Raw genomic sequence first — 21,214 nt, forward strand, 5'->3', positions numbered from 1 at the left:
CGGTGGGGGCCTCTCGTGATCAACCCTTCGTCGATGGCTCAGCGCCGGAACCATCGAGATGTCTCCAACAGCGGGGCGGCGCTGATCGCAACTTGAGAGCGTGTGCCTGTCATGTCGATCGCCATTCATCGACGAGGGCGGCACCAGCCACCGCCTGCACCGTCAAATTATCTACGGGGCTTCACCGGAGCGGTGATGCCAGAAGCCTCCCGCGACCTTCGACAGCGATGGGTGTGGGTCGAGAGGGGGTGTCACCGATCGCTGCAGAACGGCGGTGCGCGAGGAATCTCGAGCGACATATGAAGTAGCGAGATCGATCCTCTCCCCGACGAAGCAAGGTCCCCCGGGTCGACCCACACCCATCGATGGCGGAGGTCGCGGGAAGAAAGTCGGAAAGCGGGTCCTTCGGGCTCCTGCGGAAGCCCTCAGGATGACAGTGCTTTTTTTCTCAGTCGCCGGAAGGCTGCGGCGCCGGCGTCCCGCTCGACTGCGGCGCATCCGCAACCTCCGTCGTCACCGGGCCCTTGCCGGAGAAGCGGTCGAGCGTGAGGTAGATCACCGGCGTGATGTAGAGCGTGATCACCTGCGAGAAAAGCAGGCCGCCCACGACCGCCACGCCGAGGGGCTGGCGCAGCTCCGCGCCCGCACCCAGGCCGAACGCGATCGGCAACGCGCCCATGAGCGCGGCGAAGGTCGTCATCATGATCGGGCGGAAGCGCAGCACGCAGGCGGCGCGGATCGCCTTCGCCGGATCCATGCCCTCGTTGCGCTGCGCGTGCAGCGCGAAGTCGATCATCATGATCGCGTTCTTCTTCACGATGCCGATCAGCATGAGGATCCCGATCACCGCGATGAGCGAGAGATCCATGTTGAAGATCCACAGCGTGAGCAGCGCACCCACGGCGGCCGAGGGCAGGCCCGCGAGGATCGTGATCGGGTGGATGTAGCTCTCGTAAAGCACGCCCAGCAGGACGTAGATCACCAGCAGCGCGCCGATGAGCAGCCACACCTGGCTGCCTTGCGAAGCCTGGAACGCCGCGGCGTCGCCGCCCCAGCTGGTGAGGATCGACCCCGGCAGGTTCGCCTGCGCCTTGAAGCGCTCGACCTTGCCCGAGGCTTCGCCGAGCGACGCACCCGGCGCGAGGTTGAAGGCGACCGTGATCGACTGGAGCTGGCCCTGGTGGTTGATCGCGATCGGTCCCACGCGGCGCTCGACGGTGGCGATGCTCGAAAGCGGCACCAGGTTGCCGTTCTTGCCGCGCAGGTAGATCTTCCCGAACGCGCTCTCGTCGGCGCGGTCGGGGTCCGCGGCCTGCAGGATGACGTTGTACGAATCGGTGGCGGTGTAGATCGTCGAGACCTGGCGCTCGCCGAACATCGAATAGAGCGCGGTGCGGACGTCCTGGATCTGGACGCCGAGCTGGTTCGCCTTGTCGCGATCGATGTCGAGCTGCGCCTGCAGGCCCTTCAGCTGCGCGTCGGAGGTGACGTCGCGGAAGATGGGATCGGCGCGCATCGAGGCCATGATCTTGTCGGCGGCGTCCTGGAGCTCGCGGTCACCCACGCTGCGCAGGATGTACTGGTAGCGGGACTTCGAAATGCGCCCGCCGAGGCGAAGGTTCTGGATCGGGCTGAAGTAGACCGTGACGCCCGGGATGGAGCGCAGGCTGCCGCGCAATTCCTCGATCACCTTCTCGATCTTGGGCCGCGTGCCCAGCGGCTTCAGCGACACGAAGATGCGGCCCGCGTTGCTGTCGTTCGCATTCACGATGACCGTATCGACCGCCGGGTTGGCGCGCAGCGCATCGCCCACGCGTTGGAGCAGCACGACCACGGCCGGGAACGAGATGTCCTCGACGGCCTCGGCCGTGACGATCATCTGGCCGATGTCCTCGGTCGGGAAGAAGCCCTTGGGCATCGCGATGAACAGGCCGATCGTGGCCACCAGCGTCGTGCCCGCCACGGCGAGCATCACGCGGGTGTGCCCGAGCGCCTTGTCGAGGGTGCGCTCGTACAAGGCGAGGACGCGCTTGTAGCCGCGCTCGAACCACTCGGTGAGCTTCAGCGACCGGTCGTTCTCGTCCGAGCGGTGCAGGAAGCGCGCCGCGAGCATCGGGATGAGCGTGAGCGACACCAGCGCCGACACGATGATCGCCATCGACACGACGACCGCGAAGCTGTGGAAGAGCGAACCGATGACGCCGGGCATGAAGAAGATCGGGATGAACACCGCCACCAGCGAGAGCGAGATCGAGACGATCGTGAAGCCCATCTCGCGCGCACCGCGGATGGCGGCGGCGAAGGGCTCGACGCCCTCTTCCACGTGGCGCGCGATGTTCTCGAGCATCACGATCGCGTCGTCCACCACCAGGCCCACGGCGAGCGTGATCGCGAGCAGGGAAATGTTGTCGAGCGTGTAGCCCGCCGCTTTCATGAGCGCGATGGTGCCGATGAGCGAGATCGGCAGCGACAGCGTCGGGATGATGGTCGCGGTCGGATGGCGCAGGAACAGGAAGATCACGAGGATCACCAGCGCGCAGGTGATGCCGAGCGTGATCTTCACGTCGTGGATCGCCTCGCGGATGGAGATCGACCGGTCGTTGCGGACCAGCAGGTTCACCGACGCGGGCATCTGGGCCACGAGACCCGGCACGGCGGCCTTGATGCGGTCCACCGTCTCGACCGTGTTGGCGTCGGGCTGGCGGAAGATCGACATCGTGATCGCGCGCTCGCCGTTGGACCAGCTCGCGGTCTTGGTGCTCGCGACGCTGTCCTCGACGTCGGCGACATCCTGCAGGCGCACCTGGGCGCCACCCGGGAGGGTCGCGACGATGATGTTGGCGAATTCGGCGGCACGCACCATCTGGCGGTTGGCCTGGATGGTGAGCGTCTGGCGGGCGCCATCGAGCGTGCCCACCGGCGTGTTCGCGTTGGCCGTGCGGATCGCGTTCGCGATGTCGTCGATGGTGAGGTTGCGGGTGGCGAGCGCCTCGGGCTTCACGCGCACGCGCACCGCGAAGCGCTTCTGGCCGTTGATGTTGACCTGCGCAACACCGGTGATCGTCGAGAGCGTGGGCGAGATGAGGTTCTCGGCGAAGGCGTTGAGATCCGAGAGCGACATGCCCTGCGACGTGAGCGTGACGAAGATCACCGGCGAATCGGCCGGATTCACCTTCCGGTAGGAAGGCGGGTTCGTCATTTCGATGGGCAGCGAGCGCGTGGCGCGGAAGAGTGCCGCCTGCACGTCCACCGCGGCCTTGTCGATGTCGCGGTCCGGATCGAATTCGAGCGTGACCTGGGTGTTCCCGAGCGTGCTGGTCGACGTGATGATGTTCACGCCCGAGATGGTGGCGAACTGCTTCTCGAGCGGCGTGGCCACGGAGGCGGCCATGTTCTCGGGGCTCGCACCGGGCAGGTTCGCCGACACCTGGATGGTGGGCGTATCGAACGCGGGGAGTGCCGCGATCGGGATGTCGTCATAGGCGATCACGCCCGCCACCACGAAGGAGAGCGAGAGAAGAACCGTCATCACCGGACGGCGGATGAACGGTTCCGAGAAATTCACGGCGCCTTCCCCTTGCCACCACTCTTCGCAGGAGCACCCGCGCGGTCGGCTTCGACGACGCTGGTGCCGGTGCGCAGGTTCTGCGTGCCCTCGACCACGATGCGCTGGCCGGGCGAAACGCCTTCGATGACCGCGATCGATCCATCGACGAGGGCCAGCGTCACGGTTTTCTGCGTGACCTTGCGGTCCTCGCCCACCACATAGATGAACCGGTTGTCGGGTCCGGTCTGGACCGCTTGAACCGGAACGACGCTGCCGCCCACGATGGTGCGGGGTGCCAGCTCCACGTTCACGTACATGCCCGGCCAGAGACGGCCCTGGTCGTTCGAGAACTCCGCCTTCACGCGAATCGTGCCGGTGGTGGTGTCCACGGCGTTGTCGAGGAACGTGAGCTTGCCCTTGAGCGGCGCGCCGCCGCCCTCGAGGAGCACGCTCACTTCGATCGCGCCCGCGACCATCGCGCCCCGCAGGCCCGCGAGCTCTTTTTCCGGCAGCGTGAAGCTCACCTGGATGGGATTGACCTGCGTCACCGTGACGAGCGGCGGGCTCGAGGGCTGCACGAGACTGCCGGGGCGAACGCTCACCACACCGGTGCGTCCCGCGAAGGTCGCGCGGATCTCGCTGTAGCCCACGGCGACACGCGCCGAATCGGCCGCGGCCTGGTCCACCGCGATCTGGCCGCGCAATGTGTCGACCTTGTTCTGCGCCACGTCGAGTGCCGCCTGCGAGATGAACTTCTGGTTGAAGAGTTCCTTCTGGCGCTCGAAGTCGCGCGTGGCGGTCAGGAGGTCCGCCTTGTCCTTCTCGACCTGCGCCTGCGCCTTGCGCATGTTGGCTTCGTCGGCGCGCGCGTCGAGCGAGAACAGGAGCTCGCCCGCCTTCACCGACTGGCCCTCCGTGAAGTGGATCGCGCGCACGGTGCTGGTGACCTGCGGGCGGATCTCGACCGATTGCAGCGCGACGACGTTGCCGTTGGCGCGCAGCTTCACCGGCACGTCGCGGCTTTCAACCTTCGCGGTGACGACGGGAATGGGCGCCGGACCCTTGCGCGCGCCCTGCGCTTCCGACGACTTGCTGCCGAGCCAGTACCACGTGCCCAGGCCCGCGGCGACGAGCACCACGACGAAGGTCGCGATCCAGACGCGGCGCTTGGAGGTTGCGGTCATCGGGCCGCCGCGATCACGAGGGCCGTGGCCGCGGTCACTTTCTTCGCGTACTCGATGTGGATGAACTCGTTGGGGCCGTGCGCGTTCGACTTCGGGCCGAGCACGCCGGTGACCAGCATCTGCGCCTTCGGGAAGCGTTCGCCGAGCATGCCCATGAACGGGATCGTGCCGCCCTCGCCCATGAACGCGGCGGGCTTGCCGAAGAGCGCCTGCGAGGCGCCATCGAGCGCGGCGGCGAGCCAGGGCGCGGTGGCCGGCGCATTCCAGCCGGTGGCGGCGGAATCGGCATCGAACGAGGCCGTGGCCGAATAAGGCACGTTGGTTTCGAGCATGTCCTTGAGGTTCTGCGCGGCCGCGGGGCCTTCGACGACGGGCGGCAGGCGCAGCGAGAGTTTCAGCGAGGTAAACGGACGTTGCACGTTTCCGGCCGACTCGAGCGCGGGCAAACCGTCAGCACCTGTAACAGCCAGCGCGGCTCGCCACGTACGGTTGAGGATGAGTTCCACGGGGTCTTTCGTGACGGGCTGCGCGAAGATGCGCGCGGTCTCGCCGTCGTTGCAGCACGAGGTCCACGGGAAACGTTTCCATACACTTTCGCCGAGTATTTGAGCGGCCTGCTTCGCCTGCTCGAGGCGTTCGGCGGGAATCTCGCACTGGAACGAGGGCGACTTCACGACGCCGGTGCCCGAATCGTCGATGCGATCGAGGAGGCTGCGCGCAATGCGGAAGGACGAGGGCACCACGCCGCCGGCGTCGCCCGAATGCACGCCCTCGGTGAGGATCTTCACCGTGAGCGTTCCGTTGATGAGGCCGCGCAGCGAGGTCGTGGCCCAGAGCTGGTCGTAGTTGCCCGCACCCGAATCGAGTGCGACCACGAGCGCGACATCGCCCATGCGCGGGGCCAGCGCCTCGAGGTACGCGGGCAGGTCGTACGAGCCGCTTTCCTCGCAGGTTTCGATGAGTCCGATGCAACGCCGGCGCGCGACGCCTTGTGCGTCCAGCGCGGAGATGGCCGAGATCGCGGCGAACACCGCATAACCGTCATCGGCACCGCCACGCCCGTAGAGCTTGCCGTCCTCGATCACCGGAATCCACGGGCCGAAGCCATCGCGCCATCCGGTCATCTCGGGCTGCTTGTCGAGGTGGCCGTAGAGGAACACGGTGCGATCGCCCTCGAGCCCGCCGGTCGCGGGGATATCGAAGAACAAAACCGGCGTGCGGCCTTCGAGGCGAATGACTTCGAGCTTGAGCCCGGCGACACCCTGCTTTTCCACCCAGGCCTTCGCCTGCGCGACGGCGGCATCGATGTAGCCGTGCTTTTCCCAGTCCGGATCGAAGTGCGGGGACTTCGCGGGCAGGCGGATGTATTCCACGAGCTGGCCGACGATGTCGTCGTCCCACTGGCGCGAAACGCGGTCGAGCAGGGCCGCGGAATCGAGGCCGGTTGCGGGGGTGAGGGGCTGGCGAGCAGTCATGCGCGTAAGTCTTTCTTGGAATGGGGTCATTTTACCGGGGGAAGGGTCGCGGAGTCCGGTTATCCTGTGCCCCCATGAGCGTGCCGTCCTGGTATGAAGTCCTGTTCGCCGCCTACGCCGTCTTCGTGGTAGGTGCCATCACGACGATCCTCCTCCAGCGCCGCTCCCCCACTGCGACACTGTCCTGGATCTTTGCGTTCATCGCCCTGCCCTTCATTTCGGGCCTGTACTACCTCGTTTTCGGGCCGCGGCGCCTGCTCCGCCGGCGCCGCCGCTACGGCCTCGCGCGCCGCTCGCTCGCGGGCAAGGTCACCGACTACATCCGCTCCTCGTGCTGCCAGACCAAGCCCCGGCTCTCGCAGGATGCCGACGGCCTCGCGCGCGTGGTCGCCCGCCTGGGCCAGGGCGAGCCCACCTTCGCCTCGGGCGTGAAGCTGCTCGACCGCGGCGACGTCTACATCGATTCGCTCGTGCGCGCGATCAACGTGGCGAAGCACCACGTGCATTGCGAGTACTACATCTGGGAAGCCGATCGCGTCGGCGCCTATGTGCGCGATGCGCTGGTCGAGGCGCGCGCCCGCGGCATCGAGGTCCGCATCCTGGTCGACGGCGTGGGCTCGCGCTCGGCCGACCGGGAGTTCTGGAAGCCTCTCACGTCGATCGGCGGCGAGGTGCTGCACTTCAACCGCCTGCGCTTTTCCTTCGCGAGCCTCAACTTCGCGAACTTCCGCACCCACCGCAAGATCGTCGTGTGCGATGGCGCCGTGGGTTACGTCGGCGGGCAGAACCTGCACGATCCGGTGAGCGCCGTGCACTCGGGCAAGGGCGCGTGGCACGACATGCAGGCGCGCATCGACGGCGAGCCGGTGCGCCGGCTGCAGCGGCTCTTCCTCGAGAACTGGACCTACTCGGGCGGCATCTTCAAGATGGATCTCGAGGACGTGAAGCACTACTTCCCGCCCGCCAATGAAGGACGTGGCCTCGCGGTGCAGGTGCTGGCCTCGGGCCCCGACGACGAACGCGCATCGCTCCATGCGTTCCTCCTCGCGGCCATCTCCACCGCGCGCTACCGCGTGTGGATCACCACGCCCTACTTCATTCCGGATGAACCGCTCGAGGCGATGCTGAAGATCGCCGTGCTGCGCGGCGTGGACGTGAAGGTGATCGTGCCCCTCGAGGGCGATTCGAAGGTCGTGACCTTCGCCTCGCGAACGTATTGCGAGGCGCTGGGGGCCGCGGGCATCCACGTCTTCGAGTACGGGCCGCCGATGCTTCACTCGAAGACGATGGTCGTCGACCAGACGATGGGCATGGTGGGCACCAACAACCTCGACAACCGCAGCTTCCGCCTCAATTTCGAAGTCGCCGCGGCGTTCTACGACCACGAAGTCATCGAGCAGCTCGCGAGCCATTTCGTCGGCGCCATGGCTCAGGCGCGGCCCTTCCGCAAGCGCCGCGGCGCGCGCGTGGCCGCCTTCCTCGAATCGGTCGCGCGGCTTTCGTCGCCGGTGCTGTAATGAAAATAAAGGGGACAGTCCCCATTTCCGAAAAGGGGACTGTCCCCTTTATTTTTGCCGCGCTGCTGGCACTCGCCGCCTGCGGGTCGCCTTACCCGAAGCTCGAGAAGCTCGATGCCAATGCCGTGGTGCTCGCGTTCGGCGACAGCCTCACGTTCGGGACCGGCGCCTCCCCTTCGGAGTCGTATCCGGCAGCACTCGAATCGCTCATCGAACGCAAGGTCGTGCGCTCGGGCGTGCCGGGTGAAACGAGCGAGGAAGGCCTCGCGCGGCTTCCCGGCGTCCTCGACGAGGTGCAACCGAAACTGCTGCTGCTCTGCCACGGTGGCAACGACTTCCTGAGGAAGCTCGACGACGCGAAGACCGCGGAGAACGTGCGCGCGATGGTGAAGCTCGCCCGCGAGCGGGGCATTGCCGTGATGATCCTCGCGACGCCGAAGCCCGCGGGCATCGGCACGACGATGCTGCCCTTCTATGCCGACATCGGCCGCGAGAACGCGATCCCCGTCGAGGGCGCCGTGCTCAATGACGTGCTCACCGACCGCTCCCTCAAGGCCGACCTCGTCCACCCGAACGGCAAGGGCTATCGCAAGATCGCCGAGGCGATCGCGAAGGTGCTCCGGAAGGCCGGCGCCGTCTAGCAACCGGGACTTTGGTCGCAGGTCGAAGGAGACTTCTGCAGCATTGGCGCCCGGGCCGCAGAGGCCTACCTTGTCGTCACACCTATAAGAAACGACCAGGGAGCCACACCATGAATCGCTGCCTTTCGCACGGCATCGCGCTCGCCACCGCCGGCCTCGCCACCCCCGCATTCGCCGGTAAGACCATCAAGTTCGCCACCGAGAAGCCGATCACCACGAAGTAGCGGTGGCGCCCGACGAGGCGCCGCTGATACGACCGGAGGCGAACGGTGCGAACAGCACTCGTGTTCCTGATGCTGGCCCTGCCGCTCTCCGCGGCGGGTGACTCGCAAATCGCGCGCGGCAAGGCAGCCGCGGGCGCGGAACTGCGCTTCACGATCAACGTGCCACGTGTCCTCAAGCTCGAGCTGCTCGACCATCCGCCCACGCTCGAAGTCAGCGCGCAGGATGTGGCGCTCGGGCATGTCACCGTCCGCGGCCTTCGCCTGGACATCCTCGCCAACGATCGCGCGGGCTATCGGCTGCGCGCGCAACTCAGCGGTGCCGCATTCGATGGCGTCGAAGTCGTCGGCCTCGATGAACCCGTGGCCGCCGGCCGCGAAGGCACGGTGGTCCGGATGCCCTCGAACGCCGGCAAGGCGCGCGCCGCGCCTCGCGGGGTCGAGTACATCTTCAGGCTGGAGCGCGACGCGCAGCCCGGCGTGTATCGCTGGCCGGTGGTGTTGTCGCTCGAGGCGCCCTGAGCGCTACTCCACGAGCGCCCTGGCGTCCGTGCCACGCGGACGCGTAGCGCGCCAACCGATGATCGTGGCGGCGAGCAGCAAGGCTCCCGCCACGAGGAACGCGGCGCCGGGCAGGTGAAACGGCGCGTCCTTCCCGATGAAGATCGCGAAGGTCTGCGTGAAGAGACCCGGGCCGATGAGGCTTGCGATCGACATCAGGCTCGCAATCGCCCCCTGCAGCATGCCCTGCTCCGATTCGCTCACCTGGCGCGTCATGATCGATTGCGCCGTGGGACCCGCAAGTCCCCACATCGCCATCACCGGCACGCCCACGAGGAACATCCAGCCCACGGGCGCGAGACCGTAGATCGCGAAGCCCACCACGCCGAAGAGCAATCCGAACGCGATCGCGCGCCGCTCGCCCAGGCGCTTGACCATCGGCTTGATGAGCCCGCCCTGCACGGCCATCGAGCAAATTCCGACACCCGCGAGCACGAGACCCACGGTCACCTCGCCCCAGCCGTAGCGATAGCCCATGTAGAGCACGGCGACACTGGGCAGCACCATGTGCGCGAGGTTCATGAGGAAGAGCATCGCGGAGAGACCGAAGAGCTCGTGGTGCGAGCGCAGCAGCTTCAGCGATGCGACGGGGTTCGCGCGCTTCCACGCGAACGGCGCGCGCTTTTCCGGCGCGAGCGACTCGGGCAGCACGAACCATCCGTACGCGGCGTTGGCGAGGGCAAGCGTGCCCGCGACCCAGAACGGCAATCGCGGATCGACGCCACCGAGCACGCCGCCCAACGCGGGACCGAGCACGAAGCCCAGGCCGAACGCGGCGCCGAGGATGCCGAACGATTGCGCGCGCTTGTCCGGCGGCGTGACATCCGAGATGTAGGCGAACGCGGTCGTGATGGACGCGGCGGTGATGCCCGAGATCACGCGGCCGACGAAGAGCAACGTCAGCGTCGGTGCGAGCGCCATGAAGATGTAGTCGACACCCATCCCCAGGCACGACACGAGAATCACCGGACGCCGGCCGAAACGATCGGAGAGCGCGCCGACGATCGGCATGAAGATGAACTGCATCAGCGCCCACGCCGTTCCGAAGACGCCGAACACTTCCGCGGCGCGCGCCGTATCGCCGCCCATGAAGCTCTCGACGAGCTTGGGCAGCACGGGAATGATGATCCCGAGTGCCAGCACATCCAGCACCACCAGGATGAAGATGAAGCGGACCGCCGCCGGGCGGGCGCTCACGTGCGCGGGCGCAACGCGGGCTTCGGGTAGGTCGTGACGCTCAGGTTGCCGTCGCGGTCGTAGGCCTGGAGACCGAAGAGGTAGTTGTCCTTCGACACGCCTTCGATCGTCGCGCGCGCGACGTTGCCCACATCCTTGAAGTGCTGCCAGAACGGCGCCGTCGTTTCGCGCCAGACGACGCGATAGCCGGCGATGTCGGGCTCGGTGTTGGCCTTCCAGCGCAGCGTGGTGTCGTTCTCGAGGCGGAGTGCTTCCATCTCGACATCCTTCGGCGCGGCGGGCGCGAGGGCGAGCTGGGCGAGGGCCGCGGCGTTCACGCGCGCGACGTCGGCGGTGTAGGCGAAGTCGACGAATTCGGGAAGGTCACCGAACTGCACGCCGTCGGCCACGCGCGGGTCCTGGTGCTGGTGGCGCCAGTCTTCGACGGGCTCGGTGAAGCGCACCGCGGCGTAGCCCGCGTCCAGGAACGGCGAGTGATCGCCGCCACGCAGGTAACGGTCGCGCCGATAGATCACGTCCACCTTGATCTTCGGCACGAAGCGCTCGGCCGTGTCGCGAATGTGGCGCGCGAGTTGCCGCGTGGGCAGGTCGTTCTCCACGCCGGTGCGCAGCAGCGCGATGAACTCGTCGGCATTCTCCTTGCCGGGAGGGACTCCTTCCGCGAACAGGCGCACGCGCGAGCGATCGACCTTGCCGTCCGCGCTCTTCGTGTTGCCGATGATGTCGTTGGTGAACATGCCGGCGATGTTGAGGCCCTTGGCCTTCGCGGCGTTCGCGAAGCCGCGCGCACCGAGCAAGCCCTGCTCTTCGCCCGCGACCGTCATGAACACGAGCGTCGCATCGAACTTGTGCTTCGACATCACGCACGCGAGCTCCATCACCGCGGCCGTGCCCGAGGCGTCGTCATTCGCGCCCGGCGCATCGGTCACGCCATCGGTCGGGCTCGAAGGCATCGAGTCGTAATGGCCGCTCACCACGTAGATGCGATCCGCACTCTCGGCTTGCGTACCGCGGAGCGTGGCCACGACGTTCACGATGTCGGTGGGCTTCGGGACGCGCGGCGCGGAGGCGATGTGGTGCGTATCGAACGCGACTTCGAGGCGGCCGCCGGATTCCTTGCCGCAACGCTCGAGCTCGCCCTTGATCCAGCGGCGCGCCGCACCGATGCCGCGCGTCTCGCTCACCGTGTCCGACAGCGAATTTCGCGTGCCGAAGGCCGCGAGCTTGCGGATGTAGGCTTCGATGCGTGTCGCGGACACGTCGGCCACGACCGCGCGGGTAATGTCGGAGGCCTGCGCGGAAGCGGCGGCGAGGACCAGGAGGGAGGCAACGAGGAGGCGCATGGGAGTTTCCTTTCGCGCCGCGGAGTCTAACCCGTTTCGAAGCGGTCGCGACCGGCTTCCTTGGCGCGGTAGAGCGCGCGGTCGGCGCGCTGGATGAGGCTCTCGAGATCGTCGGCGAGCCCGCGCGCTTCGGTCGCACCCAGGCTGAAGGTGACCTTGCGATCCGCGGGCACGCCCTCGACGGGCCGATCGTGCATCGCGCGGCGAAGACGCTCGAAGACGTACGGCACCTGCGCGAGGTCCGCGCCGGGCATCACCAGCAGGAACTCCTCGCCGCCGAAGCGGCCGAGACGGTCGCCGGCGCGCAATTGCTGCGTGCACGTCTGCGCGAACGCGACGAGCACCTTGTCGCCCACCGCGTGGCCGAGGTCATCATTGATCTGCTTGAAATGATCGAGGTCGATCACCGCGATCGTGAGCGCGTCGCCATCGGAGATGCGCCGGCGCCGCTGCTGGCGCGCGTACTCGAGGATGCTGCGGCGGTTGGCGATGCCGGTGAGGTCGTCGCGCGCGGCGAGCGTGCTGACCTGGCGATGGCGCATCACGTAGCCGGCGAGTGCCGCGCCGAGCGCGCCCAGCACCACGAGCGACAGCAGCAGCGAGAGCACGAGGGCCAGGTTGCGGGCTTCGGACTCGCGCTCGCGCGAGCGCAGCAGCGCGTTCTCCGCTTCCTTCTGGCGCAGCTCGAAGCGCGCCTGCAGTTCCGCCGAGCGCTCTTCGCGCGCGATCTCCTCGCGCAACCGCTCGGCCTCGCGCAGGGCCTTGGTCTCCGCGAACGCCTTCTCGTAGTCGCCGAACCGCGCGTAGATGTCCGCCGCGACCTCGTGAAGCATCGACTGCAGCCGCGGCGATTGCAGCTTTTCGTACAACACGCGCGCGCTGTCGAGCGCTTCGAGGGTTTCCTTGCGCCGATCGAGGACCGAGAGGACTTCGGCGCGCGCGAGCTGCGTTCGGAGCTCCATCACGGGGTTGCCCTTGTCCTTGAAGACCGCGAGCGCCTTGTCCTGGAACGCCAGCGCTTCCTTCGGCTGGCCCTGCTCGCGCGCGAGCGTACCGAGGCGGTGGTGCACATAGGCTTCGCCTACCGGGTCCTCGAGTCCGCGCGAGGCATCGAGGCTCTTCTCGAAATAGCCGCGCGCCTTGTCGCGATCCTTGAGGCGCAGGTAGACGGTGCCGAGATTGAAGTAATCGGTCGACAGGTCGTAGCGGCCAGCGTTGGAGCCGAGCAGTTCGAGCGAGCGCTGGTGCAGCTCGGCCGCACGGGAGAGGTCCGCGGCGCTCGCCGTATCGCGGCTGTGGACGTTGGCGAGCGCCGAGAGCGAGAGCGCCATCGCGTAGCTGTCGCCGCGCAACTCGAAATGCGAGTAGGCGCGCATCGCCGAATCGAGCGATTCGGGAATGCGGCCCAGGGTAAGGAAGAGCTGGCTGCGGTTGATGTTCACGCGCGCCACGTCGTCCTCGAGCTTGTTCTGCAGCGCCAGGCGCGAGGCGTCCTCGTAGTCCCGGGCGGCATCGGCGTACTTGCCCTCGAGCATTCGCGCGGTGCCGCGCGCGGCGAGGAACTGCACCTCGGCTACGGGGTAGTCGAGCTCGCGCGCGAGGGCGATGCCGCGCAGCGCCACTTCGAGCAGCCGCTCGGTGTCCTCGACCTGCTCGAAGGCGAGCGCCTGGAGGCGCAACCCCTTCAGCTCCAGGTGCCGGTTCCTGGTGCGCTGGCCTTCCGCGAGCCACGCCTGGGCATCGCGCGCGGCCTTCTTCGGGTGGTCGGAGACGAGCAGCTCCAGCTCGCGCGTCTCGTCCCGGGCGCTCGCCGCGGGTGCCGGCGCCGAAAAGGCCAATACGAATGGCAGGAATGGGATTGCGAGGAAGCGGAGCACCGGGAGGCCGTCGTTCTCGTCGGCGCGATTATCCCTGCAATCGCAGAAGGACGCTTTACCATCAGTGCGGACCGATACAATGCGGGTTCACTGAAAGCGGGAGCGGCACGGCATGAGCATGAAGAAAGCGGATCTGGACAAAGCCAAGGGCAAGACCATCCTCGGAGGGCCGGGCAAGGGCATTCCCGACCGGTTCGGCAAGGATTCGGGCATGACGATGGACCGGCGCGAGCAGCGCGAGCGCGACCGCGAGGCGGGTCTCATCCCCTTCGCGGTGAAACTGCACGGCGATCTCATCAAGGACGTCCGGGCCGCCGCCGAGAAGAAGGGCGTGGGCCTCAACGAAATCACCGCGGAACTGCTCCAGAAGGGCCTGAAGGCGAAATAGAAATTAATGGGGTCAGACCCCATTAATGACCATGGCGCTCAAGGCAACGATCTTCAAGGCGGAGCTCACCGTCTCCGACCTCGACCGCGGGCATTTCGGCACGCACGCCCTCACGATCGCGCGGCACCCTTCGGAAACCGACGAACGCATGATGGTGCGCGTGCTCGCATTCGCGCTGAATGCGGACGAGCGGCTCGAGTTCGGGCGGGGGCTGAGCGACGTGGCCGATGCCGACCTGCTGCTGACCGACCTCACGGGCGCGATCGACCTGTGGATCGAGGTCGGGCTCCCCGACGAGCGCGACGTGCGCAAGGCGTGCGGACGTGCGAAACGAGTGGCCGTCTATCCGTACGGGCGCGGCGCGGACATCTGGTGGCAGCAGAACGGCGCGCAGCTCGCGAAACTCGACAACCTTTCGGTTGTAGGACTACCCCAGGACCTCACGCACGCCCTCGCCAAGCTCGCTGCCCGCAACATGCAGCTCACCTGCACGATCCAGGACGGCCACGTCTACATCGCCACCGGCGACGACACTTTGGAGTGGACGCCCGAGGCCCTCAAGTAGCGGCTTCGCATCTCGCGCGCGGCGGCGACCATGTTGGCGAGCGCGGCCTGCACCTCCGGCCAGTGCCGCGTCTTCAGCCCGCAATCCGGGTTCACCCAGAGGCGGCGCGGATCCACCACGTCGCAGGCCTTCTCCAGCAGGTCGAGGATCTCGCCGGTCGGCGGAATGCGCGGCGAGTGAATGTCGTACACCCCCGGGCCGATCTCGTTCGGATAGGCGAACGCGCGGAACGCATCGAGGAGCTCCATGCGCGAGCGCGAGGTCTCGATCGTGATCACATCGGCATCGAGCGCGGCGATCGACGGCAGGATGTCGTGGAACTCCGAGTAACACATGTGCGTGTGGATCTGGGTCGCGTCCTGCACGCCGCTCGCCGCGAGCTTGAAGGCGCCCACCGCCCACGCGAGATACGCGGACCAGTCCGCCGCGCGCAGCGGCAGCCCCTCGCGGATCGCCGGCTCGTCGATCTGGATGAGGCCGATGCCCGCCTTCTCCAGGTCGCGCACTTCGTCTCGGATCGCGAGTGCGAGTTGCGTGGCGGTTTGCGAGCGCGGCTGGTCGGTACGGACGAAAGACCATTGCAGCATCGTGATGGGACCGGTGAGCATCGCCTTCACCGGGCGTGACGTGAGGCTCTGCGCGTAGGCCGTCCACTCGACCGTCATCGGCTCCGGACGGTGAATGTCGCCCCAGAGGATCGGCGGTTTCACGCAGCGCGAGCCGTAGCTCTGCACCCAGCCGTTCGCACTGAACGCGTAGCCGTGCAGCTGCTCGCCGAAATACTCGACCATGTCGTTGCGCTCGGCTTCGCCGTGCACGAGTACATCGAGGCCGAGCGACTCCTGGATCTCGATCGCGCGGCGGATCTCGGCGCGCATCGCCTCGAGGTAGGCAAGGCTCTTCATCTCGCGGCGCTTCCACTTCGCGCGCGCGGCGCGGATCTCCGGCGTCTGCGGGAACGAGCCGATCGTGGTTGTCGGAAACAGCGGCAACGGCAGCCGCGCGCGTTGCGCCGCATGGCGAATGGCAAACACGCTGCGCCGCTCGTATTGCGCGGCGTCGATGGCGGCAAGGCGCTTCCTCACGAGCGGGTTGGCCACGCGATCCGACTTTCCGTGCGAGCGGACGGCGGCACGCGAGGCGTCGAGCTCCGCCGCAATCGCATCGGCGCCTTCGGCAAGGCCGCGCCCGAGCGTGACGATCTCCGCGAGCTTCTGCTGCGCGAACGCGAGCCACGAGCGCACTTCCGGATCGAGCTTGTCCTCGCCCGCGAGGTCCACCGGCACATGCAACAGCGAGCAGCTCGCCGAAACCCAGAGCTTGTCGCCGCGCTGCTTGCCCGCGATCTCCAGCGTTGCGAGCGCCTTCTCGAGGTCCGCGCGCCAGATGTTGCGGCCATCGACAACACCCAGCGACAGCACGCGGTCGGCGGGCCAGTCGCGCAGGAATGCGTCGAGCTGCTCGGGCGCGCGGGCGAGATCGAGATGCAGGCCTTGAACCGGAAGCGCGGCAAGGCGCGTCGCATGCTCCGCGACCGAGCCGAAGTACGTGGCGAGCAAGATATTCACGCCGGCTTGCGCGAGTGCCCGGTACGCGAGTCCGAAAGCCTCGAGCCACGGCTCGGCGAGATCGAGCGCGAGGATCGGCTCGTCCACCTGCACCCATTCGACGCCTTGCGCCTTGAGACGCGCGAGGACCTCGACATACACCGGCAACAGGCGCTCGAGCAGCGACAGGCGGTCGAAGCCCGGCGCGACCGATTTGCCCAGATAGAGGAACGTGAGCGGACCCACGAGCACGGGCTTGGGCTCGACACCGAACGCCCTCGCCTCGTCCACTTCGCGGAAGAGACGCTCCGACGAGATCCGGAAGGTCATGCCGGCCGTGAACTCCGGGACGAGGTAGTGGTAGTTGGTGTCGAACCACTTCGTCATCTCCAGCGCGGGCGATGCGGCGCTCCCGCGTGCAAGCGCGAAGTACGCGCCCAGGTCGTTCGCATCGGTCGCGCCGAATCGGGGCGGGATCGCGCCGACGAGGGCAATCGTGTCGAGCACGTGGTCGTAGAGCGGAAAGTCGCCGACGGTGACGAACCCCAGTCCGGCATCGCGCTGGCGGGCCCAGCGGCCACGGCGAATGTCGGCGGCGGTCGCCTCGAGGTCCGCGGCGTCGAGGTCGCCCGCCCAATGGGCCTCGAGGGCGGACTTCAGCTCGCGATGCGCGCCGATGCGGGGAAAACCGGGAACGTGGGTGCGAATGGCCATGACGATGCCTCCTTGCAGGAAGAACGCATCGTGGCGCACACTCGTTCATGAATCCAATGAAAGCGCTGCGGCATTCCATGAATGCCATTCATGACAGGCCATGATCGAGATCCGCCACCTGCGCACCCTCGCCGCCCTCTCCGAGACGGGCAACGTCTCCCGGGCCGCCGCGCGCGTGCACCTCACCCAGTCGGCCGTGTCGCACCAGCTGCGCGCGCTCGAAGCGCACCTGGGCGCGCCGATCGTCGAGCGCAAGGGCGCGGGCATCGCGCTCACGGCCGCGGGCCGGCGCCTCGTGGAGCTGGGCCGCGAAGTGCTCGAGCAGGTGCGCAGCGCCGAGCGCGACATCGCGAACCTCGCCGCGCCGCAATCGGGGTCGCTGCGCATCGCGCTCGAATGCCACACCTGCTTCGACTGGCTCATGCCCGTGATGGATGCCTACCGCCCCGCCTGGCCCGCGGTGGAGCTCGACCTCGTCTCGGGTTTCCACCCCGATCCGCTGCGGCTGCTCGACAGCGGCGGCGCGGATCTCGTGATCTGCTCCGAGAAGCGCCGGACGCGCGGCGTCACCTACTTTCCGCTCTTCCGCTTTGAAATCCTGGGCGTCCTGGCGCACGACCACCCGCTCGCGCGCCGGCGCCTGCTCAAGGCCGCGGACTTCGCCGGCGAAACGCTCATCACGTATCCGGTGCCCGAGGAACGCATCGACGTGATCCGCCAGGTCCTCAAGCCCGAGCGCGTGAAGTACTCGCGGCGCACCGCGGAGCTCACGATCGGCATCCTGCAGCTCGTCGCGAGCCGGCGCGGTGTCGCGGCGCTGCCGAGCTGGGGGCTCGCGAACTACCTCGCGCACGACTACGTGGTGGCGCGCCGCATCGGCGCGGGCGGATTGTGGAGCGACCTCTATGCGGCCACGACGGCCGCCGCGGGCAAGCGGCCCTACGTGCGCGATTTCGTCGCGACCGCGAAGGCGCGTTGCTTCGCCACCCTCAAGGGCCTGGTCGCGCTGGGCTGACCGGGCGCGGCGGCATTCTTGGGCGCGAGCTGTTGCTGGAGATCGCGCCACATCGTCTCGGGATTGCTGTCGAAGATGGTGGCCGCATCGGCAGGGAGCAGCTGCCAGTCTCCGCGCGCGACTTCCGCTTCGAGCTGACCGGGTGCCCACGAGGCGTAGCCCAGCAGCACACGCACATCCACGGCGCGCTCGCGATTGACCGCCGCGCGGAGCACGTCCTGGTCCGAGCTGATCACCACGCCGTCGAGCGCCTGGATCGATCCCTCGGGGGCCTTCGCGCTGCGAAAGAGCACGATCAGCTCGTCGGCCGGGACAGGACCGCCGAAGAAGACCCGGCGCTCCGGAGCGGGACGGTTCTCGAGGCGCGGCACGGCTTCGGCCAGCGGCACCTTGGTCGCCTTGTTGATGATCACGCCCATCGGCGTGGAACCAGCGCGGTGCGTCACCAGCACGACGGCCTGGCGGAAGTAGGGATCGACCATGTCGCCCTTGGCGATGAGGAGGACCGCCGGAATGTCCTTCGGGGGCGGGGCAGAAGCGGCGGCCACTGGGAGGCCGAGGAGCACAAGGAGGAATAGAGTGGTTCGCATGGGGGAAGAGTAGCGCAACTCACTGTCACCTGACCCTTCGGGTCATTTCATCGGCCCCATCCCCATTCCGTCGCACTTCCGCCGCCCTGCCCGGGGGCGCTTGGTATTCTCGCCTCCCATGAGCAATCGCAAAAGCTTCTTCTTCGTCGCCCGCCTCGCCTTCGCCTGGGCCGGCTCGTTCCTGATCGTCTGGATCCTCCTGAGCAACATCACGAAGCGCTGGTCGGGGCCGCCGAGCTGGGTCTTCGTCATCGGATTCTTCGGCTGCATCGCCTGGACGATCGCCGCGGGCATCTCGCACCAGCGGCGCGTCCGCCTGATCGCCGGCGAGGAGGCCGATGGAGCGGCGATGTCCACGCGGCACCGGCGCGAAATCCAGTTTCCACTGGACCCCAGCGAAGCGTTCTCGTTGATCGAGGCCACCATCCGCGAGCTGCCGCGCGTCTCCGACATCGAAGCCGATCGCAACAGCCTCGAGGTGCGCGCGAAGGTGAAGCGCCGCCCGGAGTCGGAGGACTGGCCCTCGAGCATGTGCGACCGCGTGATCGCGATCGTGGCGCCCGGCGAATCGACCACGCGTGTGACGCTCGTCTGCGAACCCACGGCCGGCCCGTGGATCGACCTGTGGTTCGTGGACTACGGCGCGAACCTGGGGAACATGGCGGCGATCACGCGCGGCATGACGCGCCGCGTGACCGAGCGCATGCACCAGCAACAAGTGGCCGCCAAGCAGGCCGAGGTGGAAAAGGAACTCGCCGTCGCGAAGCTGAGCCTGCTCGAGGCGCAGGTCGAGCCGCACTTTCTCTACAACACGCTGGCGAGCGCGCAGATCCTCACGCGCACCGACCCAGCCCGCGCCGACAACATGCTCGGCCACCTCATCGAATACCTGCGGCGGGCCGTGCCGCGCGCCGATGAAACCTCGTCCACGCTGGGCGAGGAGCTGGAGCGCGCCAAGGCGTACCTCGAAATCCTCAGGATCCGCATGGGCGAGCGCCTCAAGCTCAACCTCGAGGTGCCCGAAGAGCTGAAATCGGTGAAGATGCCGGCGATGATGCTGCAGACCCTGGTGGAGAACGCGATCAAGCACGGCCTCGAGCCCATTCCCGGCGGCGGCTCGGTGTGGATCATCGCGCGCTCGCGCGGCAATGACGCCTCGATCACGGTGGCCGACGACGGCCGCGGCTTCGGCGGCGACAGCGCGGGCACCGGGATCGGCCTGAGGAACATCCGCGAGCGGCTGCGCCTCGCGTACGGCGACGCGGCCTCCTTCGCCATCACCTCGAACTTCCCGAAGGGTGTCGCCGCCACGATCACCGTGCCGCTCGACCCGCCCGACGCGAAAGCCTGAGCCATGCCGACGTGCGTCGTTGCCGAAGACGAAGAACTGCTGCGCACCGCCCTGCTCGGGATGCTGGCCGAAGCGTGGCCCGATCTCGATGTGGTTGCTGCCTGTGATGACGGCGGGAGCGCGCTCGATGCGATCGCCGAGGCCCAGCCCGACATCGCGTTCCTCGACATCCGCATGCCGGGCCTCACCGGCCTCGAAGTGGCCGCGGCCACCGCGCAGGCGAGCCCGAAGACGCAGGTCGTGTTCGTGACGGCCTACAACCAGTACGCGATCGATGCGTTCGAGCGCGGCGCCGTCGACTATCTCCTGAAGCCCATCACGCGCGAACGGCTCGACGCGACCATCCAGCGCCTGAAGGCGCGCACGAGCACCGCTCCGAACTCCGGCGCGCTCGAGGAGCTCGTGGAGAAGCTGCGCGGATCGATTCCAGCCTCGCGCCCCGCGCAACCGCTTGCGTGGATCACCGCGAGCGCGGGCAAGGAAACGCGGCTCATCATGGTCGAGGACATCGTGTACTTCCAGGCGGACAACAAATACACGGTCGTGATGACCAAGGACGGCGAGTCGCTCGTGCGCACGCCGATCCGCGAGCTGCTCGACGTGCTCGACCCGGTGATGTTCAAGCAGATCCACCGCTCGACGATCGTGAACATGCGCGCGATCTCGTCGGTGACGCGCGACGAATCAGGGCGCGGCACGCTGAAGCTCAGGGGCCGCGCCGAGGCGCTGCCCGTGAGCCTCACCTACATGTCCCTGTTCAGGAACATGTAATAAGTGGGGTCAGACTCGACTTAATTTAATTCTGTGGATAACTGGAGGGTTTCCAGTTATCCACAGAATTAAATTAAGTCGAGTCTGACCCCACTTATTTCTACTTCACCAACCCTTCGGCCTTCATGGCGGCCTGCACCGCGGGACGCGCCGCGACGCGCTTCTGGAACTCGAGCAGGTTCGGGAACTCCGAAAGATCGAGCTTCACGCCGCGCGCCCAGTTGGTCACGACGAACAGATACGCGTCGGCCACGCTGAAGCGATCGAAGAGGTACTCCCGGCCGGCCAGGCGTTGCTCGATCAGCGCGTAGCGCTTCTTGAGGTACGCAAGGCGCTCGGTGCGCGTTTCGGCCGGCGTCGCGTCGTAGAAGAGCGGGCTGTACGACTTGTGGATCTCCGAGTTGATGTAGCCGAGCATCTCCTGCAGGCGATAGCGCTCGATCGTGCCGTTGGCGGGCGCGAGGCCGGCGCCGGGCTTGCTGTCGGCGAGGTACTGCACGATCGCGGGCCCCTCGGTGAGCACGCTGCCGTCGTCGAGCTGCAGCGCGGGGACGTAGCCCTTCGGGTTGATCGCGAGGAAATCGTCGCCGGCGGCGGTGCGCTTGGTCTTCGTGTCGGTCTTGTCGAGGTCGATCTCGATGCCGAGTTCGCGGGCGACGATGTGCGGCGACAGCGAGCAGGCGCCGGGGGAGAAGTAGAGCTTCATGCGG

At 67.4% G+C, this 21,214-nt stretch carries 17 protein-coding genes; 8 read left to right on the top strand and 9 right to left on the bottom strand.

Annotation, left to right across the window (positions count from 1 at the left end; genetic code table 11):
* Positions 1 to 448: 448 nt before the first annotated feature.
* Genes DSM104440_RS13560 through DSM104440_RS13570 form a run of 3 tightly spaced genes read right to left on the bottom strand, consistent with a single transcriptional unit; the run spans position 449 to position 6,206 of the window.
* Entirely contained in the window at positions 449 to 3,565 is a 3,117-nt protein-coding gene (locus DSM104440_RS13560; protein ID WP_171163508.1) for an efflux RND transporter permease subunit, read from the bottom strand.
* The gene (locus DSM104440_RS13565) at positions 3,562 to 4,731 is read right to left on the bottom strand and encodes an efflux RND transporter periplasmic adaptor subunit (protein WP_171163510.1); all 1,170 of its coding nucleotides are present in this window, start codon (positions 4,729 to 4,731) and stop codon (positions 3,562 to 3,564) included. The genes DSM104440_RS13560 and DSM104440_RS13565 overlap by 4 nt, the downstream gene beginning before the upstream one ends.
* Entirely contained in the window at positions 4,728 to 6,206 is a 1,479-nt protein-coding gene (locus tag DSM104440_RS13570; RefSeq protein ID WP_171163512.1) for a M20 family metallopeptidase, read from the bottom strand. The genes DSM104440_RS13565 and DSM104440_RS13570 overlap by 4 nt, the downstream gene beginning before the upstream one ends.
* A 74-nt stretch (positions 6,207 to 6,280) precedes the next feature.
* Here DSM104440_RS13570 and cls point away from each other — a divergent pair, with 74 nt between their 5' ends.
* From cls to DSM104440_RS13585, 3 genes are all read left to right on the top strand, one after another.
* Positions 6,281 to 7,723: a cardiolipin synthase gene (cls, locus tag DSM104440_RS13575; RefSeq protein ID WP_171163514.1), complete on the top strand. Its 1,443-nt coding sequence runs from the start codon at positions 6,281 to 6,283 to the stop codon at positions 7,721 to 7,723.
* Positions 7,723 to 8,364 carry a GDSL-type esterase/lipase family protein gene (locus DSM104440_RS13580; protein WP_171163516.1) on the top strand — a complete coding sequence of 214 codons (642 nt, stop codon included), beginning with the start codon at positions 7,723 to 7,725 and terminating at the stop codon, positions 8,362 to 8,364. Before cls ends, DSM104440_RS13580 begins: the two co-directional genes overlap by 1 nt.
* Positions 8,365 to 8,633: 269 nt before the next feature.
* Complete coding sequence (locus DSM104440_RS13585; RefSeq protein ID WP_171163518.1) at positions 8,634 to 9,107, top strand: hypothetical protein; 474 nt, start codon at positions 8,634 to 8,636, stop codon at positions 9,105 to 9,107.
* A gap of 3 nt (positions 9,108 to 9,110) precedes the next feature.
* Here DSM104440_RS13585 and DSM104440_RS13590 read toward each other — a convergent pair whose 3' ends face one another.
* The 3 genes from DSM104440_RS13590 to DSM104440_RS13595 are packed head-to-tail and all read right to left on the bottom strand — an operon-like array spanning position 9,111 to position 13,524.
* Positions 9,111 to 10,343 carry a TCR/Tet family MFS transporter gene (locus tag DSM104440_RS13590; protein ID WP_212758073.1) on the bottom strand — a complete coding sequence of 411 codons (1,233 nt, stop codon included), beginning with the start codon at positions 10,341 to 10,343 and terminating at the stop codon, positions 9,111 to 9,113.
* Positions 10,340 to 11,686 carry a M28 family metallopeptidase gene (locus DSM104440_RS19320; protein ID WP_212758074.1) on the bottom strand — a complete coding sequence of 449 codons (1,347 nt, stop codon included), beginning with the start codon at positions 11,684 to 11,686 and terminating at the stop codon, positions 10,340 to 10,342. Before DSM104440_RS19320 ends, DSM104440_RS13590 begins: the two co-directional genes overlap by 4 nt.
* Positions 11,687 to 11,712: 26 nt before the next feature.
* Positions 11,713 to 13,524 (bottom strand): GGDEF domain-containing protein, encoded by a 1,812-nt coding sequence (locus tag DSM104440_RS13595; protein ID WP_171163520.1) that lies wholly within the window; start codon positions 13,522 to 13,524, stop codon positions 11,713 to 11,715.
* A gap of 151 nt (positions 13,525 to 13,675) precedes the next feature.
* Between DSM104440_RS13595 and DSM104440_RS13600 the strand changes: the two genes are divergently transcribed.
* The gene (locus DSM104440_RS13600; RefSeq protein ID WP_212758075.1) at positions 13,676 to 13,951 is read left to right on the top strand and encodes a hypothetical protein; all 276 of its coding nucleotides are present in this window, start codon (positions 13,676 to 13,678) and stop codon (positions 13,949 to 13,951) included.
* A 31-nt stretch (positions 13,952 to 13,982) separates the two neighbouring features.
* Positions 13,983 to 14,516, top strand: coding sequence for a YaeQ family protein (locus DSM104440_RS13605; RefSeq protein ID WP_171163522.1), 534 nt, complete (start codon positions 13,983 to 13,985; stop codon positions 14,514 to 14,516).
* Here DSM104440_RS13605 and metE read toward each other — a convergent pair.
* Positions 14,462 to 16,777: a 5-methyltetrahydropteroyltriglutamate--homocysteine S-methyltransferase gene (gene metE, locus DSM104440_RS13610; RefSeq protein ID WP_171163524.1), complete on the bottom strand. Its 2,316-nt coding sequence runs from the start codon at positions 16,775 to 16,777 to the stop codon at positions 14,462 to 14,464. The genes DSM104440_RS13605 and metE overlap by 55 nt on opposite strands.
* Positions 16,778 to 16,877: 100 nt before the next feature.
* Between metE and DSM104440_RS13615 the strand changes: the two genes are divergently transcribed.
* Entirely contained in the window at positions 16,878 to 17,792 is a 915-nt protein-coding gene (locus tag DSM104440_RS13615; RefSeq protein WP_171163526.1) for a LysR family transcriptional regulator, read from the top strand.
* Here the strand turns inward: DSM104440_RS13615 and DSM104440_RS13620 are convergent.
* Entirely contained in the window at positions 17,717 to 18,382 is a 666-nt protein-coding gene (locus DSM104440_RS13620) for a YqgE/AlgH family protein (protein ID WP_171163528.1), read from the bottom strand. The two genes, DSM104440_RS13615 and DSM104440_RS13620, sit on opposite strands and share 76 nt — an antisense overlap.
* 118 nt (positions 18,383 to 18,500) lie before the next feature.
* Here DSM104440_RS13620 and DSM104440_RS13625 point away from each other — a divergent pair, with 118 nt between their 5' ends.
* Together DSM104440_RS13625 and DSM104440_RS13630 are read left to right on the top strand one after the other, a co-directional pair.
* Entirely contained in the window at positions 18,501 to 19,733 is a 1,233-nt protein-coding gene (locus tag DSM104440_RS13625; RefSeq protein ID WP_171163530.1) for a sensor histidine kinase, read from the top strand.
* A 3-nt stretch (positions 19,734 to 19,736) separates the two neighbouring features.
* A complete protein-coding gene (locus DSM104440_RS13630; protein WP_171163532.1) occupies positions 19,737 to 20,504 on the top strand; it encodes a LytR/AlgR family response regulator transcription factor in 768 nt (255 codons plus the stop codon).
* 100 nt (positions 20,505 to 20,604) lie between these two features.
* Here the strand turns inward: DSM104440_RS13630 and gstA are convergent, their stop codons facing one another.
* Entirely contained in the window at positions 20,605 to 21,210 is a 606-nt protein-coding gene (gene gstA / locus DSM104440_RS13635) for a glutathione transferase GstA (RefSeq protein ID WP_171163534.1), read from the bottom strand.
* Positions 21,211 to 21,214 lie beyond the last annotated feature (4 nt).

This window comes from Usitatibacter palustris, assembly GCF_013003985.1.
In the GTDB taxonomy this organism is placed as follows: Bacteria; Pseudomonadota; Gammaproteobacteria; order Burkholderiales; family Usitatibacteraceae; genus Usitatibacter; species Usitatibacter palustris.

Coding starts and splice junctions, on each gene's coding strand:
- DSM104440_RS13600 (WP_212758075.1), top strand. CDS start 13,676: ATGAGCATGAAGAAAGCGGATCTGGACAAAGCCAAGGGCAAGACCATC.
- DSM104440_RS13625 (WP_171163530.1), top strand. CDS start 18,501: ATGAGCAATCGCAAAAGCTTCTTCTTCGTCGCCCGCCTCGCCTTCGCC.
- DSM104440_RS13615 (WP_171163526.1), top strand. CDS start 16,878: ATGATCGAGATCCGCCACCTGCGCACCCTCGCCGCCCTCTCCGAGACG.
- DSM104440_RS13605 (WP_171163522.1), top strand. CDS start 13,983: ATGGCGCTCAAGGCAACGATCTTCAAGGCGGAGCTCACCGTCTCCGAC.
- gstA (WP_171163534.1), bottom strand. CDS start 21,210: ATGAAGCTCTACTTCTCCCCCGGCGCCTGCTCGCTGTCGCCGCACATC.
- DSM104440_RS13630 (WP_171163532.1), top strand. CDS start 19,737: ATGCCGACGTGCGTCGTTGCCGAAGACGAAGAACTGCTGCGCACCGCC.
- DSM104440_RS13570 (WP_171163512.1), bottom strand. CDS start 6,206: ATGACTGCTCGCCAGCCCCTCACCCCCGCAACCGGCCTCGATTCCGCG.
- DSM104440_RS13620 (WP_171163528.1), bottom strand. CDS start 18,382: ATGCGAACCACTCTATTCCTCCTTGTGCTCCTCGGCCTCCCAGTGGCC.
- DSM104440_RS13580 (WP_171163516.1), top strand. CDS start 7,723: ATGAAAATAAAGGGGACAGTCCCCATTTCCGAAAAGGGGACTGTCCCC.
- DSM104440_RS13565 (WP_171163510.1), bottom strand. CDS start 4,731: ATGACCGCAACCTCCAAGCGCCGCGTCTGGATCGCGACCTTCGTCGTG.
- DSM104440_RS19320 (WP_212758074.1), bottom strand. CDS start 11,686: ATGCGCCTCCTCGTTGCCTCCCTCCTGGTCCTCGCCGCCGCTTCCGCG.
- metE (WP_171163524.1), bottom strand. CDS start 16,777: ATGGCCATTCGCACCCACGTTCCCGGTTTTCCCCGCATCGGCGCGCAT.
- cls (WP_171163514.1), top strand. CDS start 6,281: ATGAGCGTGCCGTCCTGGTATGAAGTCCTGTTCGCCGCCTACGCCGTC.